The following is a 14,611-nucleotide window of genomic DNA, read 5'->3' on the forward strand; positions in this document are numbered from 1 at the left end:
GTCCCCCGTTGTCCGGCCGGCTCGTCGCCGCCCCGCCCGCAAAGTGGCGGCGAGCCCTTCACGGGCCCGGGAAACCTTTTCGTGGGTGCGTTCCGACCAGGGGACACGGAAGGGCGCGGGACATTGCCCGGAGAACACGGGTTGACTTCCGGAGTGTTACCGCTCACATTCAACTGCGAGGCACCGGAGCTCCTTTCGCCCCGCGCCGGTGCGTCAATGATTGTTAACGCTCACATCCCCTATGCGCAGGTCCGGGGCCGCGGTGCACCCATTCGATCCGGCCGTGCGGCTCCGGACCCCTGGAGGACGCAGCATGTCCATTCTTGAAACAATTTCGTCCTTTCGGCCCCGCGGGCTCTTCCCCCGGGCCGCCCTCGCCGCCGCGGCGGCCTTCGCGGTCGGCGGCTCCCTGATCGCACCGGCCTCCGCCGAGGAGGGGGCCGCGGACTCCGCCGCGTGTGCCCTCCCCTCGACGTACAACTGGTCATCGACCGGCCCGCTCGCGCAGCCCTCGCCGCAGTGGGTCTCGCTCAAGGACTTCACCCACGCCCCCTATAACGGACAGAACCTCGTCTATGCGACCAACCACGACTGGGGATCGTCCTGGGGCTCGATGAACTTCGACCTGTTCGGCGACTGGTCCGGCATGTCCTCCGCCGGACAGAACGGAATGCCCTTCAACGCCGTGGCGCCGTCGCTCTTCTATTTCGCGCCCAAGGACGTCTGGGTGCTCGCCTATCAGTGGGGCGGCCCCGCCTTCTCCTACCGGACGTCGAACGACCCGACGAACGTGTACAGCTGGTCGGCGCCGCAGACGCTCTTCGACGGCGGCATCCCCGGCTCCGACACCGGCCCCATCGACCAGGCGGTCATCGGCGACGACCAGAACATGTACCTGTTCTTCGCCGGCGACAACGGAAGCATCTACCGCGCCGACATGCCCATCGGCGACTTCCCCGGCAGCTTCGGCTCGAACTCGACGGTCGTCATGTCCGACGACAGGAACGACCTGTTCGAGGGGGTGCAGGTCTACAGCATCGAGGGCGGGAACGAGTACCTCATGATCGTCGAGGCGATCGGCGCGCAGGGGGACCGCTACTTCCGCTCGTTCACGGCCTCCAGCCTGGACGGCCAGTGGACCCCGCAGGCCGCCGACGAGTGGAGCCCCTTCGCGGGCAAGGCCAACAGCGGCGCCTGGTGGACCGACGACATCAGCCACGGCGAGCTGATCCGCACCGACGCCGACCAGGACATGTCCATCGACCCCTGCAACCTGCAGTTCCTCTACCAGGGACGCTCTCCCGACTCCGACGGGACCGACTACGGCCTCCTGCCCTACCGCCCCGGCCTGCTGACCCTGCAGAACTGACCCTGCGGAACCGGGCGCGCGGAACCGGGCGTGCTCCGTCGGCCGACCGCTGCCCCCGCAGCGGTCGGCCCCGCCTCACTCCCCCGCTCTCGTGCGTTTGGAGCCCGGGGTGTAGGAGACGTCGGCGACCGGGCGGAAGCGCAGGGCCGACCAGTCCGCGTCGACGGCGACCTGGGCCACGGCGTCCCACGCGGCCGCGCCGAGCGCCTCCCATCCGTGGTCGCGGCTGATGTCGGTCGGGATGCCCCCGCTGCGCTTCGGGTAGCAGACCCACAGCAGGCCCCCGCGCACATGGGGCAGCAGCGGCGGGACCTTCGCCTCGACGTCCGCCCTGTCGCGGACGAACACGTGGATCCCGTCGTAGGAGGCGCCCTCGCCCAGGGACGTTTCGATGCGCACGCCCTCGGGCGGCTGGAGCAGGCCGGGATACCCGTCCGGCGCGTCCAGCACCAGCAGGCGGTGCCCTGAGCGCACCCCCATCTTCTGCGCGAGCGTGCGTCCCATCGCCGGTCCCCCTATGCCTGGCCTGCCTCTACCGCCGCTGCGACCGTAGACCGAGGGTCCGACGCCTCTTCGGAGGCGCACCGGTGCCGGTGCTCCCCCGCCCGGTGGCGGCGGTTGGCCTCGATGACCCCGTCCAGAGCCTCCCTGGCCCGCAGGAGCTCCGAAATGTGGGCGTCCAGGCGCTCGCGCTCCGCGACCAGCACCTCCCACGCCTCGTCGGTGTGCCGCGTGCTCGGCGCGTCGACGCACGGGAGCAGCTCGGCGATGGCGCGGCTGGACAGCCCGGCCGCGAACAGCCTCCGCAGGAAGCGCACCCGCTCCACGCTCTCCTCGGCATAGTGCCGCTGCCCGCTCGGGCTGCGCTCGCTGGTGAGCAGCCCCTGCTCCTCGTAGTACCGCAGCGACCGGACGCTGGCGCCCGACCGCTCGGACAGTTCACCGATCCGCATTCGCCCTCCCGGCGGCCGGCTCCGCCGTGACTCCGGCCACAGCACGCCTTCCGTGCTTGCCCCTCACATCAATGTCAGATTTTAGCGTACCGGCATGACCGAAACGAGAACCAGCGACCGGACCACGACCCTGTTCGACGCCTCCGCCCTCGGCGGCCTGCGCCTGCCGAACCGCGTGGTCATGGCGCCCATGACGCGCGTCCGCTCCGATGACCGCGGGCTGGCCACCGCCTCCATGGCGGCCTACTACGCCCAGCGCGCCTCCGCCGGGCTGATCGTGTCCGAGGGGATCCAGCCCAACCGGGTGGGCCAGTCCAACCCGCGGACCCCCGGCCTGCACACGGACGAGCAGACGGACTCGTGGCGGCAGGTCACCTCCGCCGTGCACGCCAACGGCGGCCGCATCTTCGCCCAGATCATGCACGGCGGCCGGATCAGCCACCCCGACACGACGGGGATGCGGCCCGTGGGCCCGTCGGCGGTCGCCGCCCGCGAGGCCCACGTGTTCACGCCCAGTGGGCCCCAGCCCGCGCCGGTCCCGCGCGCGCTCAGCACCGAGGAGGCCGCGGCCGAGGCACTGTCCTACGCCGCCGCGGCCGAACGCGCCGTCGAGGCCGGCTTCGACGGGGTGGAGCTGCACGGCGCCAACGGCTACCTGATCGGCCAGTTCCTGTCGTCCAACGCCAACCTGCGCACCGACGCCTACGGCGGCTCGATCCAGGGCCGGATCCGGTTCGCCGTGGAGGCCGTGACCGCGACCGCCGAGGCGATCGGCGCCGAGCGGGTCGGCATCCGCCTCTCCCCCGGCGCCGGGATCTGGGACGCGATCGACGAGGACGTCCCCGAGCTCTACGGCGCCCTGCTCTCCGCCCTGGCGCCCCTCGGCCCGGCCTATGTCCACCTGGAGGCCACGACCGACGAGGAGACGCTGCTGGGGCTGCGCCGCGCGTGGCCGGGCACGCTGATCGTGAACCCGGTGCACCCGGCCGACCCGCTGCCCGCCGGCCGGAAGGCCGCCGAGCACTGGCTCGACCTGGGCGCCGACCTGGTCTCCTTCGGCCGCGCGTTCATCGCCAACCCCGACCTGGTCGAGCGCCTGCGCGCCGGCCTCCCGCTGGAGGAGGCCGACCGGGACACCTATTACCAGGGCGGCGACACCGGCTACCTGACCTATCCCGCGTTCCGGTACTGACCCCCGCTCCTGGTGCCCGCCCGGGGGCGGATACCCTCGGGCGGTACCAGGACGTGCTCAGTGAGAGGGCGGCGATGGAGCTCGGCGAGGAGCAGCGGGACCACTGGAGGCGGGTCTACTCCCGCAACCCGCACATGTACGGCGCCGAGCCCTCGGCGGTCGCCCGGCACGCGGCCGGCGTGTTCGCCGGGCGCGGCGCCCGCTCGGTGGTGGAGCTGGGGGCCGGGCACGGGCGCGACGCGCTCTGGCTCGCCGAACAGGGGTTGGAGGTGGCCGCCACCGACTTCAGCGCCACCGGCCTGGAGCAGCTCCGGGCCGCCGCCGACGAGCGCGGCCTGAGCGGATCGGTGCACCCCCTCCTGCACGACGCGCGCGAACCCCTGCCCTTCGCCGACGCCTCCCTGGACGGGGCCATGGCGCACATGCTCCTGTGCATGGCGCTGAGCACCGAACGCATCCGTGCACTCGTCGGCGAGGTCCGCCGGGCCCTCAGGCCCGGCGGCGCCTTCGTCTACTCGGTCCGCCACACCGGCGACGCCCACTACGGCCAGGGCGTCTCCCACGGCGACGACATCTACGAGCACGGCGGCTTCGCGGTGCACTTCTTCGACCGCGCCCTGGTCGACGCGCTGGCCGACGGCTGGGACCTGCAGGAGGTGCACGCCTTCGAGGAGGGCGAACTGCCCCGGCGGCTGTGGCGGGTCACCCAGGTCAAGAGGTGACGGACACCGGCGAGGCCCCCGACGGGCGGCGCCCGGGGCGGGGAACCCGGTCCCTCCCGGCGGCGTCCGAAAGGTCCCAGCCGACCCCACGCGAGGAGCGCCCGTGCCTTCGGACCGGATCACCGACGACGACCGCCGCACCATCGAGGCCCTGGCCGAGGCCTGGAAGGAGCGGGCCTCGGCCCCCGACAGGGCGGACGTCGAGGAGGGGTTCGCCCGCCTCTACCGGGAGCAGGGCATGGAGCCGCCGAAGATCGTGTGGTTCGACTCGCCCATGGCGGGCATGGTCGCCGCCTACGCGCTGGCGTTCGGCGGAGAGGTCCTCGAACGCACCCCGCTGCCGTCCTCGGAGCCCGCGCCGCCGCACCCGCTCGCCGGGGTGGCCCGCGCCGCCCGCCTCTTCCCGGGCGACACCCCGCAGGAGGTGATCGCCGCCGCCTACACCGCCGCCGAAGGGCTGGTCCCCGCACCGGTTTGGGCCGGGTACTGGGTCATGAAGCAGGCCGAGGTCCAGACCCGGCACCCCTCCGACCCGGACCACGCCGAACGCGTCAGGGGCACGGCGCTGACCGCCCTCACCGACGCCCTCCTCCCCGCCGACCGGCGTGGAGAGGCCCGGTCCGCCCTCGCCCGGATCCCCGACGACGAGCAGCGGTGGTGGACGGTCACCGGGAGCGTCCGCCACCCCGCCGATCCCGCGTCGCTACTGGCGGCGCTCCTGCTCGGCGCCCACGGGGACCGCCCCCTGGAGGACCACCCCCTCCTGCGCATCGCCCCCGGCCTCGGCCCGTGGTGGGCCTTCGACGGGGTGCTGCTGGCCACCGATCCGCCCGTGGAGGTCCACACCGACGCCCGCGGGCGCCTCCACCGCGCGGACGGGCCCGCCGTGCGCTTCGCCGACGGGTTCAGCGTCCACCTGTGGCACGCGCACCGGATGCCGCCGGGCGCGATCGCGCCCGGGTGGACGGCCGGGGAGATCGCCTTCGCGTCCGATGAGGAGGTCCGGCGGCGCGCGGAGGCCGAGCTCGGCCCGGGCACGGTCCGGCACGACGAGGGCGACGTGCGCCGGTGCGCCGCCGAACGGCTCGGCTGGGCACGGCTGGTGCGCGAGCTGGGCCTGGAGCCCGTGGCCGGGCCCACCGCCGACCCGGAAGATCCCGCGTCCACGCTCGCCCTGTACGACCTGCCCGAGCCGCTGTTCGGCCGCCCCTCCCGCCTGGTCGTCCGGTCCGGCGGACCCCGCGACGGGGTGTCCCTCCTCGTCCCCACCGATGCCGACGAGCCGGTGGCGGCTGCGGCGTGGCTGACCGGCCCGCGCGAGGAGGAATGGATGCCCGACGACGTCTTCGCCCTGGACATGGAGATGGAGGACGACATCGAGCACGTGGAGGAGGTGCACCTGATCGGCGGGCAGGAGCTCGAGCCCTTCGCGAGCGAGGGCGCGGGCGGCACCTACTACCTGTGCGGCGAGGGTCCGCGCCGCCCGGTCCTGTTCGCCGACTCCGAGGGCGGGTGCCGGGTGCTCGGCCGCGACCTGAAGGAGGCCCTGGAACTGCTCGCCGCCGAGACGCTGGACTCCTACAGGGACGATCTCGATACGGACGGACTCGATCCGGACGATGCCGCCGAGATCGCGGCCGACATCGAGACCGTCGAGGAGCTCATCGGGGAGCTGAAGCTCACCCCGCCGTCCACCCCCGAGGAGTACGAGGCCCGGGTCTCCTCCGCCCGCGCGATGTCCACCGCGCTGACCCTGATCATGACCGAGGAGGGCAACGCCTACGAGTACCGGGACGACACGGACTGACCCGTCGTGCGGCCCGTCCGCCGGGGCACGGTTGACGGCGCCCCGGCGGCATGGTGGCATCAGCCCATGCTGATCTCCTCCGGCGCGCCTCTCGGGGAGCGGGCCACCGCCCTGCTCGGGGACCCCCTGCGGGCGCGGATCGTGGCGCTGCTGTCCGACGAGCAGCTGTGCACCTGCCACCTCATCGAGGAGACCGGCGCCCGGCAGCCGACCGTCAGCCACCACCTGAGGATCCTGCGCGAGGCCGGGCTCGTGGAGACGGAGCCGCGCGGGCGCTACACCTACTACCGGCTGCGCGCCGACGCCGTCGCCGCCCTGGCCGGGGAGCTGAACGAGCTCGCAGCCCGCGCGGAGGGGGCCCAGGGGCGCTACCGCCCCTGCTGACCCTGCTGAGCGCCGCCCTGCCCGCTCTCACCGGCCACCCCCAGCTCGGCCATCAAGGCCTCGACCCGTGCGCGGATGTCGTCGCGCACCCTGCGCACCGCGTCCACCGGCTGCCCGGCCGGGTCGTCGAGCGCCCAGTCGAGGTAGCGCTTGCCGGGGAAGACGGGGCAGGCGTCCCCGCACCCCATGGTGATCACCACGTCGCTGGCCTGGACCGCGTCGGGGGTGAGGACCTTGGGCCGCTCGGCGGTGATGTCGATGCCGATTTCGGCCATGGCCTCGACGGCGGCGGGGTTGACCGCCTCGGCCGGCTCGGAGCCCGCGGAACGCACCTCCACGCGGTCGCCCGCGAGGTGGGCCAGCAGCCCGGCCGCCATCTGGGAGCGCCCGGCGTTGTGCACGCAGACGAAGAGGACGCTGGGGGTGTCCGACACGGTGCCGCCTCTCTGTGGGACGTCGTTCGCACGGGCCGAATCCATCGACCCGAGTTGATATCAGCCTACGTCGATGTATTGTGGCCTGGCGAACCGCCCCGGGGCCCGCCCCCGCTCCCTCCCAGGAGGACACACCATGGCCCGCCCCGAGGCCGCCGAGCCGACCGGCCTTGCCGCCTCTGCCGCCGCGCGGCTGTCCGCGCTCGACCGGTTCCTTCCGCTCTGGATCGGCCTGGCCATGGCCGCCGGGCTCCTCCTCGGCCGATGGATCCCGGGCCTGCAGGGCGCCCTGGACGCGGTCAAGGTCCAGGGCATCTCGGTGCCCATCGCGATCGGCCTGCTGGTCATGATGTACCCCGTCCTGGCCAAGGTCCGCTACGACCGGCTCGGCTCGGTCACCGGCGACAGGCGCCTGCTCATCTCCTCCATCGTGCTCAACTGGGTGGTGGGCCCGGCGCTGATGTTCGCCCTGGCCTGGCTCCTGCTGCCCGACCTGCCCGAGTTCCGCACCGGCCTGATCATCGTCGGACTGGCCCGCTGCATCGCCATGGTCGTCATCTGGAACGACCTGGCCTGCGGCGACCGCGAGGCCGCCGCCGTACTGGTGGCCCTCAACTCGGTGTTCCAGGTGCTGGCCTTCGGCGTGCTCGGCTGGTTCTACCTCTCGGTCCTGCCCGGGTGGCTCGGCCTGCCCACCAGCGGCATCAACGTCTCCGGCTGGGAGATCGCCGCCATGGTGCTCGTCTTCCTCGGCGTCCCGCTGCTGGCCGGGTACCTCACCCGCACCTTCGGCGAGCGCACCAAGGGCCGCACCTGGTACGAGGACCGGTTCCTGCCCCGCATCGGCCCGCTGGCCCTGTACGGCCTGCTGTTCACCATCGTGATGCTCTTCGCCCTGCAGGGCGGGGCCATCACCTCGGCCCCGCTGGACGTGGCCCGCATCGCGGTTCCGCTGCTGGTCTACTTCGTGCTGATGTGGGGCCTGTCGATGGTGTTCGGCCGCGCGGTGGGCCTGCCCTACGACCGCTCCGCCACCCTGGCCTTCACCGCCGCGGGCAACAACTTCGAGCTGGCCATCGCCGTGGCCATCGGCGTGTTCGGCGTGGCCTCCGGCCAGGCGCTGGCCGGCGTGGTCGGCCCCCTGATCGAGGTGCCCGTACTGGTCGGCCTGGTCTACGTCTCCCTGTGGGCCCGCAGGTTCTTCCCCAGCTCCACGAGTTGAGGCCCTGCGGAGGGGCCACAGCACCCACCCCCGGCGGTGTCCTGCCGAGCCGCCTCCTCGGGGTCCGGCAGGCCCGAGCCCTGGCACACCCCGGTCTCGGGCAGGACCAGCTCCACCCGGGCCGCGGCCTCGTGGTCGCCCGCGATCGCGGCGGCGATGCTGCGGACCTGCTCGAAGCCGGTCAGCGCAAGGAACGTGGGCGCGCGGCCGTAGGACTTCATCCCGGCCAGGTAGAACCCCGGCTCCGGGTGGGACAGCTCTTCCGCACCGTGCGGGTAGACGGTGCCGCAGGAGTGCATGTTGGGGTCGATGAGCGGGGCGAGTGCCGCGGGCGCCTGCAAAGTGGCGTCCAATCCCAGCCGGACCTCCGACAGGAACGACAGGTCGGGGCGGAAGCCGGTGAGCACGACGGCCTCGTCGACCGGGTCGAGTTCGCGGCCGTCCTCGTCGACGAGCACGACGCGACCGCCGCTGTTGCGCACCTCCGCGGTCCGAAAGCCTGTGACCACCGTGATGTGACCGGACTCCACGGCCTGCCGCGCCCGCTCGCCGAGCGCGCCTCGCGCCGCCAGCTGGTCGGCGTCGCCTCCACCGAAGGCGTCGCCCACCCCGCCCCGGCGCAGCACCCACACCGCGTGGGTCCCCGGGCCGCGCTCTGCGGCGCCGGCCAGCGCCACCAGGGCGGTCAGGGCCGAGTGCCCGCTGCCGACCACGGCCGTGCGCCGCCCCGCATACCGCGACCGAACGGCCGGGTCGCCCAGGTCGGGCACCCGGTAGGAGAGGCGGTCGGCCACCGCGGCCTCGCCGAGCGCGGGAAGCCCGTCGGCGCCCAGCGGGCCGGGGGACGCCCAGGTGCCCGAGGCGTCGACGACGGCGCGGGCGAGGATGCGCTCCTCGCGGCCGTCGGCCGTGCGCACGCGCACGGTGAAGGGCTGCTCTCCACGGTCGGCGTCCACGACGCGGTCGCGGCCCCGGCGGCTCACCCCGACCACCTCCGCGCCGAGCCGCACCCGCTCCCCGAGCGCGGCGGCCAGCGGCTCCAGGTAGTCCCGGACCCAATCCGCCCCGGTCGGGTAGGCGCCGTCGTCCGGGCGGGTCCACCCGGTCCCGGCGAGCAGCTTCTCCGCGGCCGGGGCGACGAGGTCGCGCCAGGTCGAGAAGAGCCGCACACCGCCCCACTCGGCGACCGCCGCACCGGCCCGCCCGCCCTTCTCCAGCACGACGACCGGCACGTCCCGGTCGGCCAGCTCCGCCGCCGCGGCCAGGCCCACCGGCCCGGCCCCGACCACGGCGACCGGGAGCCCCTCGGCATGGTCCGCCATCACCGCCACCTTTCATCGATGTCCGTCGATTGAATCGGACTTTATCGATGAGGATCGATGGACGCAACCATCGATGGTGGTCGATAATGACCCCATGGCACTGACGACCGACCCCGCGCCCCCGCCCCTGGACCCCGCCGACGCCGCGACCTACGCCTCCTGGTTCGCCTGCCTGGCCGAGCCCACCCGGGTCCGGCTGCTGCACACGGTGGCCACCCGGCCGGGCGGCACCGGCGTCGGCGAGCTGGCGGCGGAGCTGGGCATCGGCCAGCCCACCGTCTCCCACCACCTGCGCAGGTTGGCCGACGCCGGGTTCGTGGTGCTGACCCGGGAGGGCACCTCCACCCGGGTGGCGGTCAACCCGGCCTGCTGCACCGGCCTGCCGCACGCCGCCGACGCCGTGATGGGGCTGCTCTCCGCACGCCCCTGCTGCCCCACCGACCTGCCCGCCGACGTGGCGGTGCGGGCGATGGAGCCCGGCGACATGGAGGAGGTGCGGCGGATCTACGGCGAGGGCATCGCCACCCGCAACGCCACCTTCGAGACCGAGGTGCCCACCGCTGAGGAACTGGACGCAAAATGGCTGGCGGGGCACCGGTGGGTCGCCGAGGCGGACGGGAAGGTCGCGGGGTGGGCCGCGGCGGCGCCGACCTCGGCCCGGGCCGCCTACTCCGGGGTGGCCGAGACGTCGGTGTACGTCGGGGACGCCTTCCGCGGGCGCGGCGTCGGCAAGGCGCTCATCCACCGCCAGGTCATCGAGGCCGACGCGGACGAGGGGCTGTGGACGCTGCAGACGTCGGTCTTCCCCGAGAACCAGGCGAGCCTGGCCCTGCACCGCTCGGCCGGGTTCCGGACCGTCGGTGTCCGGGAGCGCGTCGCCCGCCTGGACGGGGAATGGCGCGACACCGTCCTGCTGGAGCGCCGATACTCGGAGTACGAGTGCGCCCCTGCCTGAGCACGGGCGCTGAGCACGGGCGCGCACGCATGACGAAGGGCCGGCCCGGGCGTGCGCCCGGACCGGCCCTCACTCAACGCACAGGGATCAGACCAGGTCGAACCGGTCCAGGTTCATGACCTTGTCCCAGGCGGCGACGAAGTCCTTGACGAACTTCTCCTCCGCGTCGTCGGCCGCGTAGACCTCGGCGACGGCGCGCAGCTCGGAGTTGGAGCCGAACAGCAGGTCGACCCGGCTGCCGGTCCACAGCACCTCGCCGGTGGCGTCGCTGCGGCACTCGAAGGTCTCCGAGGACTCGTCGATCGGCTTCCACGTGTGGCCCAGGTCGAGCAGGTTCACGAAGAAGTCGTTGGTCAGCGCGCCCGGCTTGTCCGTGAACACGCCCATCTTCGAGTCCTGGAAGTTGGCACCCAGCACCCGCAGGCCGCCGACGAGCACGGTCATCTCCGGCGCGCTCAGCGTGAGCAGGTTGGCCCGGTCGACCAGCTGGTACTCGGCCGGCAGCGGGTGGCCCTTGCCCAGGTAGTTGCGGAACCCGTCGGAGTGCGGCTCCAGGTAGGAGAAGGACTCCACGTCCGTCTTCTCCTGGGTGGCGTCGCCGCGGCCCGGGGTGAACGGCACCTCGGCGTCGAACCCGGCCGCCTTGGCGGCCTCCTCGACGCCGACGACGCCGCCGAGCACCACCAGGTCGGCGAAGGAGACGCCCTTGCCGTCGGTGCGGCCGGAGTTGAAGGCCTCCTGGACACCCTCCAGGGTGCGCAGCACCGGGGCCAGCTTCGCCGGCTCGTTGACCTCCCAGCTCGCCTGCGGCTCCAGGCGGATGCGGCCGCCGTTGGCGCCGCCCCGCATGTCGCTGCCGCGGAAGGTGGAGGCCGACGCCCAGGCGGTGGACACCAGCTGCTGCACGGTCAGGCCGGACTCGCGGATGCGGCCCTTGAGGTCGGCGATCTCGGCGTCGCCGATCAGCTCGAACTCCGGAGCCGGGACCGGGTCCTGCCAGAGCAGCTCCTCGTCCGGGACCTCCGGGCCGAGGTAGCGCACGACCGGGCCCATGTCGCGGTGGGTCAGCTTGAACCACGCGCGGGCGAAGGCGTCGGCGAACTCCTCCGGGTTCTCCATGAACCGCCGGGAGATCGGCTCATAGACCGGGTCGAAGCGCAGCGCCAGGTCGGTGGTGAGCATCGTCGGGGCGTGCTTCTTGGACGGGTCGTGCGCGTCGGGGACGGTGCCCTCGCCCGCGCCGTCCTTCGGCCGCCACTGCCAGCCGCCGCCGGGGCCCTGGTACTTCTCCCACTCGTAGCCGAAGAGGTTCTCCCAGAACCCGTTGCTCCACTTGGTGGGCGTGGTGGTCCAGGTGACCTCCAGGCCGCTGGTGATGGCGTCGCCGGCCTTGCCGGTGCCGTGGGCGTTCTGCCAGCCCAGGCCCTGGGCCTCCAGCGGGGCCGCCTCGGGCTCGGGGCCCAGGTTGCTGTCCGGGGCCGCGCCGTGGGTCTTGCCGAAGGTGTGGCCGCCGGCGATGAGGGCGACGGTCTCCTCGTCGTTCATCGCCATCCGGCCGAAGGTGTCGCGGATGTCGCGGGCGGCGGCCAGCGGGTCCGGGTTGCCGTTGGGGCCCTCGGGGTTGACGTAGATCAGGCCCATCTGGACCGCGGCCAGCGGCTTCTGCAGGTCGCGGTCGCCGCTGTAGCGCTCGTCGTCCAGCCAGCCGGTCTCCGGACCCCAGTAGACGTCGTCGTCGGGCTCCCAGGCGTCCACCCGGCCGCCGGCGAAGCCGAAGGTCTTCAGCCCCATCGACTCCAGGGCCACGTTGCCCGACAGGATCATCAGGTCGGCCCAGGAGATCTTGCGGCCGTACTTCTTCTTGACCGGCCAGAGCAGGCGGCGGGCCTTGTCCAGGTTGCCGTTGTCGGGCCAGCTGTTCAGCGGGGCGAACCGCTGCTGGCCGGTGCCGCCGCCACCGCGGCCGTCGAAGGTCCGGTAGGTCCCGGCCGAGTGCCAGGCCATGCGGATGATCAGCGGGCCGTAGTGGCCGAAGTCGGCGGGCCACCAGTCCTGCGAGGTGGTCAGCACCTCGGCGATGTCCCGCTTGACCGCGTCCAGGTCCAGGCTCTTGAACTCGGCGGCGTAGTCGAAGCCGTCGCCCATCGGGTCGGAGACGGGCTGGTTCTTCGCGAGGATCTTGAGGTTGAGGCGGTTGGGCCACCAGCCGCGGTTGGCGTCGCCCTGCGTGGGGTACGGGGCGGCGCCGCCGTGCGCGACGGGACAGCCGCCGGCGGCGGCGTCGGTGCTTTCGGTCATGGTCATCCTTCCGAGGCTGGGGAGGAAGAGGTGGATCGGACGGTCGGGTCGTGGGCGGAGTGCTCCTGGCGGGCGGTCGGGCTCACGCGCCGCCCTCACCCTGGCATTCGGAGCAGACCCCCCAGTAGACGACCTCGGCCTCGTCGATCGTGAAGCCGCCGTTGTCCGAGGCGGTCAGGCACGGCGCGTGCCCGACCGCGCAGTCGACGTCGGCGATGGCGCCGCACGACCGGCACACGACGTGGTGGTGGTTGTCCCCCACCCGCGTCTCGTACCGGGCGACCGAGCCCCGGGGCTGGATGCGCCGCACCAGTCCGGCCGCGGTGAGCGCCTTGAGCACGTCGTAGACGGCCTGGTGCGAGACGGCCCCGAGGGACGCGCGCACGGCACCGATGATCGACTCGGTGTCGGCGTGCGGGTTGTCGTGCACGGCGGACAGGACCGCGACCCGGGGACCCGTCACCCGGAGCGCGGACTCGCGGAGCATCTGCTCGAAGTCCGAGGGCGTCGACATGCCTCGGAGTCTCACCCCTTTTCTGGAGTAAGTCAAAAATGGCTCCGCGCCGCCCGGCCTCGGAAAACCCCTGCGCACCAGGCGTTCTCGCCGCTGAGGCGAAAATTGGTCTATCCGGCCGAGTCCAAAGAGACAGGCGCCTGGGCCGCACCGCGCCCGTAGGAGTGCTCCTCGGCGATGCGCAGGGCACGCGCGTACCGCGCCCGCGCCCCGGGCCGGTCGCCCCGGGCGTCCGCGATCCGCCCCAGGAGCAACAGCGCCTCGACCACCTCACCCCACAACCCCAGCTCCTCGGCGGCGCGCCCCCTGCGGCAGCACCATCGGGCAACGCGCACGCGGATGGTCGCCGCGATGGACGGCGACGGAGACAGCCAGGCGATTCCCAAGCCCCGCCAACCGACCGCTTGGTCGCTTGAGATCCGGGGAGGGTAGGGCGGCTGAGCAGATACCCCACTCAAGGACCCCGGCCGTCCGCCAGGCTGGCGGAGTGCCAGGCAGGGGCGGCGACGAGCAAGGGTCGGCGGCCCCCGGCGCAGCACTGTCGGCCGCGGCGCGTGTGCGTGGTCACCGGTGTTGGCGGCGACGATGAAGGCGGGCGGCCCGTGCGGCAGCGCTGTCGGGCGCAGCGCGCGTGCGCGGTCACCGTGGATGGCGGCGACGGCGACAGCAAGGCGATTCCCCGGCCCCGCCTGCCGTCCGGCAGGCCCCAGGTGGTCCAGAAAGGGGGCGCGGCGCGGGGTTCGCGCTCTTCGTCGCCCGGGGCGCCCGCCGGGCCCTCTCTATGAACCCCGGCAAGTCCGTGACCTGGTCGAACACTCCGCGTTAAGGGTGGCGAGGGGCGCGAAACGCGCTCGGTGACACCCGGAGCGGCGCCGGGGCGACGAACACGGCCACACCAGAACGGGGTTCGGCAACAAGATGCCCGTTTCACACCCGTTTGACCTGCCCGGCTCGCCGCCTGGGCGGCCGTACGGCCGCCCAGGCACTCCGGCCGCGCACCCACGGGCCACGACGGTCCGATATCGGCTACACCCGGTGACACCGGGCCCGACAAACGGCCCCGGTGCGCCGTTTAGAGGCCTTCTGAAACCGAATCCCGTTCTGGTATCGCGATGACCGCACACCCGCACCGCCCGCGAGGCCGGTCCGGCCGTCGAACAGGGCACAGGAGGGGGTTCGGCGCCCTCCGAACCGGACAAACAGGGCGCCGGGCCGGTAGGGGCTCGCCCGGAACCCGCCTTCCGGGCGCCTCGGACACCCCGGGGCGATCCTGGGTCGTAAAACCGACGCCTGATCAGCCAAGAAGCGTCGATTTCACGACGCAGGATGCCCGGACCCCTCTCCCGCTGCCCGCTATGCCTGGTTTGCCCCGCCCGGGAGGCCTCCTCCGCGATGATCTCGGGGAACCCGGGGTTAAAACGGACACGATAAGCCCGACT

The 14,611-nt window shown here is 73.1% G+C and carries 14 protein-coding genes; 7 read left to right on the plus strand and 7 right to left on the minus strand.

Going from position 1 to position 14,611, the window contains the following annotated elements; all coding sequences use genetic code 11:
• Positions 1–313 precede the first annotated feature (313 nt).
• The gene (locus O4J56_RS04910) at positions 314–1,369 is read left to right on the plus strand and encodes a non-reducing end alpha-L-arabinofuranosidase family hydrolase (RefSeq protein WP_270683863.1); all 1,056 of its coding nucleotides are present in this window, start codon (positions 314–316) and stop codon (positions 1,367–1,369) included.
• A gap of 75 nt (positions 1,370–1,444) precedes the next feature.
• Here the strand turns inward: O4J56_RS04910 and O4J56_RS04915 are convergent, their stop codons facing one another.
• Together O4J56_RS04915 and O4J56_RS04920 are read right to left on the minus strand one after the other, a co-directional pair.
• Positions 1,445–1,873 carry a hypothetical protein gene (locus tag O4J56_RS04915; RefSeq protein WP_270683864.1) on the minus strand — a complete coding sequence of 143 codons (429 nt, stop codon included), beginning with the start codon at positions 1,871–1,873 and terminating at the stop codon, positions 1,445–1,447.
• A gap of 11 nt (positions 1,874–1,884) precedes the next feature.
• Positions 1,885–2,322, minus strand: a complete 438-nt coding sequence (locus O4J56_RS04920) for a MerR family transcriptional regulator (RefSeq protein WP_270683865.1) — start codon at positions 2,320–2,322, stop codon at positions 1,885–1,887.
• A gap of 94 nt (positions 2,323–2,416) precedes the next feature.
• Between O4J56_RS04920 and O4J56_RS04925 the strand changes: the two genes are divergently transcribed.
• The 4 genes from O4J56_RS04925 to O4J56_RS04940 all read left to right on the plus strand — a co-directional run bounded on the left by O4J56_RS04925 (position 2,417) and on the right by O4J56_RS04940 (position 6,427).
• Complete coding sequence (locus O4J56_RS04925) at positions 2,417–3,514, plus strand: alkene reductase (RefSeq protein WP_270683866.1); 1,098 nt, start codon at positions 2,417–2,419, stop codon at positions 3,512–3,514.
• A 53-nt stretch (positions 3,515–3,567) separates the two neighbouring features.
• Complete coding sequence (locus tag O4J56_RS04930) at positions 3,568–4,236, plus strand: class I SAM-dependent methyltransferase (RefSeq protein ID WP_270683867.1); 669 nt, start codon at positions 3,568–3,570, stop codon at positions 4,234–4,236.
• A gap of 103 nt (positions 4,237–4,339) precedes the next feature.
• Positions 4,340–6,043: a DUF6745 domain-containing protein gene (locus O4J56_RS04935; protein WP_270683868.1), complete on the plus strand. Its 1,704-nt coding sequence runs from the start codon at positions 4,340–4,342 to the stop codon at positions 6,041–6,043.
• A gap of 66 nt (positions 6,044–6,109) precedes the next feature.
• Entirely contained in the window at positions 6,110–6,427 is a 318-nt protein-coding gene (locus tag O4J56_RS04940; protein WP_270683869.1) for an ArsR/SmtB family transcription factor, read from the plus strand.
• Here O4J56_RS04940 and O4J56_RS04945 read toward each other — a convergent pair.
• Entirely contained in the window at positions 6,412–6,861 is a 450-nt protein-coding gene (locus O4J56_RS04945) for an arsenate reductase ArsC (RefSeq protein ID WP_270683871.1), read from the minus strand. The genes O4J56_RS04940 and O4J56_RS04945 overlap by 16 nt on opposite strands.
• A gap of 136 nt (positions 6,862–6,997) precedes the next feature.
• Here O4J56_RS04945 and arsB point away from each other — a divergent pair, with 136 nt between their 5' ends.
• Positions 6,998–8,083 (plus strand): ACR3 family arsenite efflux transporter, encoded by a 1,086-nt coding sequence (gene arsB / locus O4J56_RS04950; protein ID WP_270683873.1) that lies wholly within the window; start codon positions 6,998–7,000, stop codon positions 8,081–8,083.
• Here the strand turns inward: arsB and O4J56_RS04955 are convergent.
• The gene (locus O4J56_RS04955) at positions 8,035–9,405 is read right to left on the minus strand and encodes an NAD(P)-binding domain-containing protein (protein WP_270683875.1); all 1,371 of its coding nucleotides are present in this window, start codon (positions 9,403–9,405) and stop codon (positions 8,035–8,037) included. The two genes, arsB and O4J56_RS04955, sit on opposite strands and share 49 nt — an antisense overlap.
• 94 nt (positions 9,406–9,499) lie before the next feature.
• Between O4J56_RS04955 and O4J56_RS04960 the strand changes: the two genes are divergently transcribed.
• Positions 9,500–10,360: a helix-turn-helix domain-containing GNAT family N-acetyltransferase gene (locus tag O4J56_RS04960; protein WP_270683877.1), complete on the plus strand. Its 861-nt coding sequence runs from the start codon at positions 9,500–9,502 to the stop codon at positions 10,358–10,360.
• An 87-nt stretch (positions 10,361–10,447) separates the two neighbouring features.
• On the opposite strand, the gene katG is transcribed toward O4J56_RS04960, so the two are convergent.
• From katG to O4J56_RS04975, 3 genes are all read right to left on the minus strand, one after another.
• On the minus strand, positions 10,448–12,658 hold the full coding sequence (gene katG, locus O4J56_RS04965; RefSeq protein ID WP_270683879.1) for a catalase/peroxidase HPI: 2,211 nt from the start codon (positions 12,656–12,658) through the stop codon (positions 10,448–10,450).
• 82 nt (positions 12,659–12,740) lie between these two features.
• Positions 12,741–13,172, minus strand: a complete 432-nt coding sequence (locus O4J56_RS04970; RefSeq protein ID WP_270683880.1) for a Fur family transcriptional regulator — start codon at positions 13,170–13,172, stop codon at positions 12,741–12,743.
• A gap of 110 nt (positions 13,173–13,282) precedes the next feature.
• Positions 13,283–13,507, minus strand: a complete 225-nt coding sequence (locus O4J56_RS04975; protein ID WP_270683882.1) for a hypothetical protein — start codon at positions 13,505–13,507, stop codon at positions 13,283–13,285.
• Between the last annotated feature and the right edge of the window lie 1,104 nt (positions 13,508–14,611).

The sequence above is a fragment of the Nocardiopsis endophytica genome (assembly GCF_027706725.1).
Classification (GTDB): domain Bacteria; phylum Actinomycetota; class Actinomycetes; order Streptosporangiales; family Streptosporangiaceae; genus Nocardiopsis_A; species Nocardiopsis_A endophytica.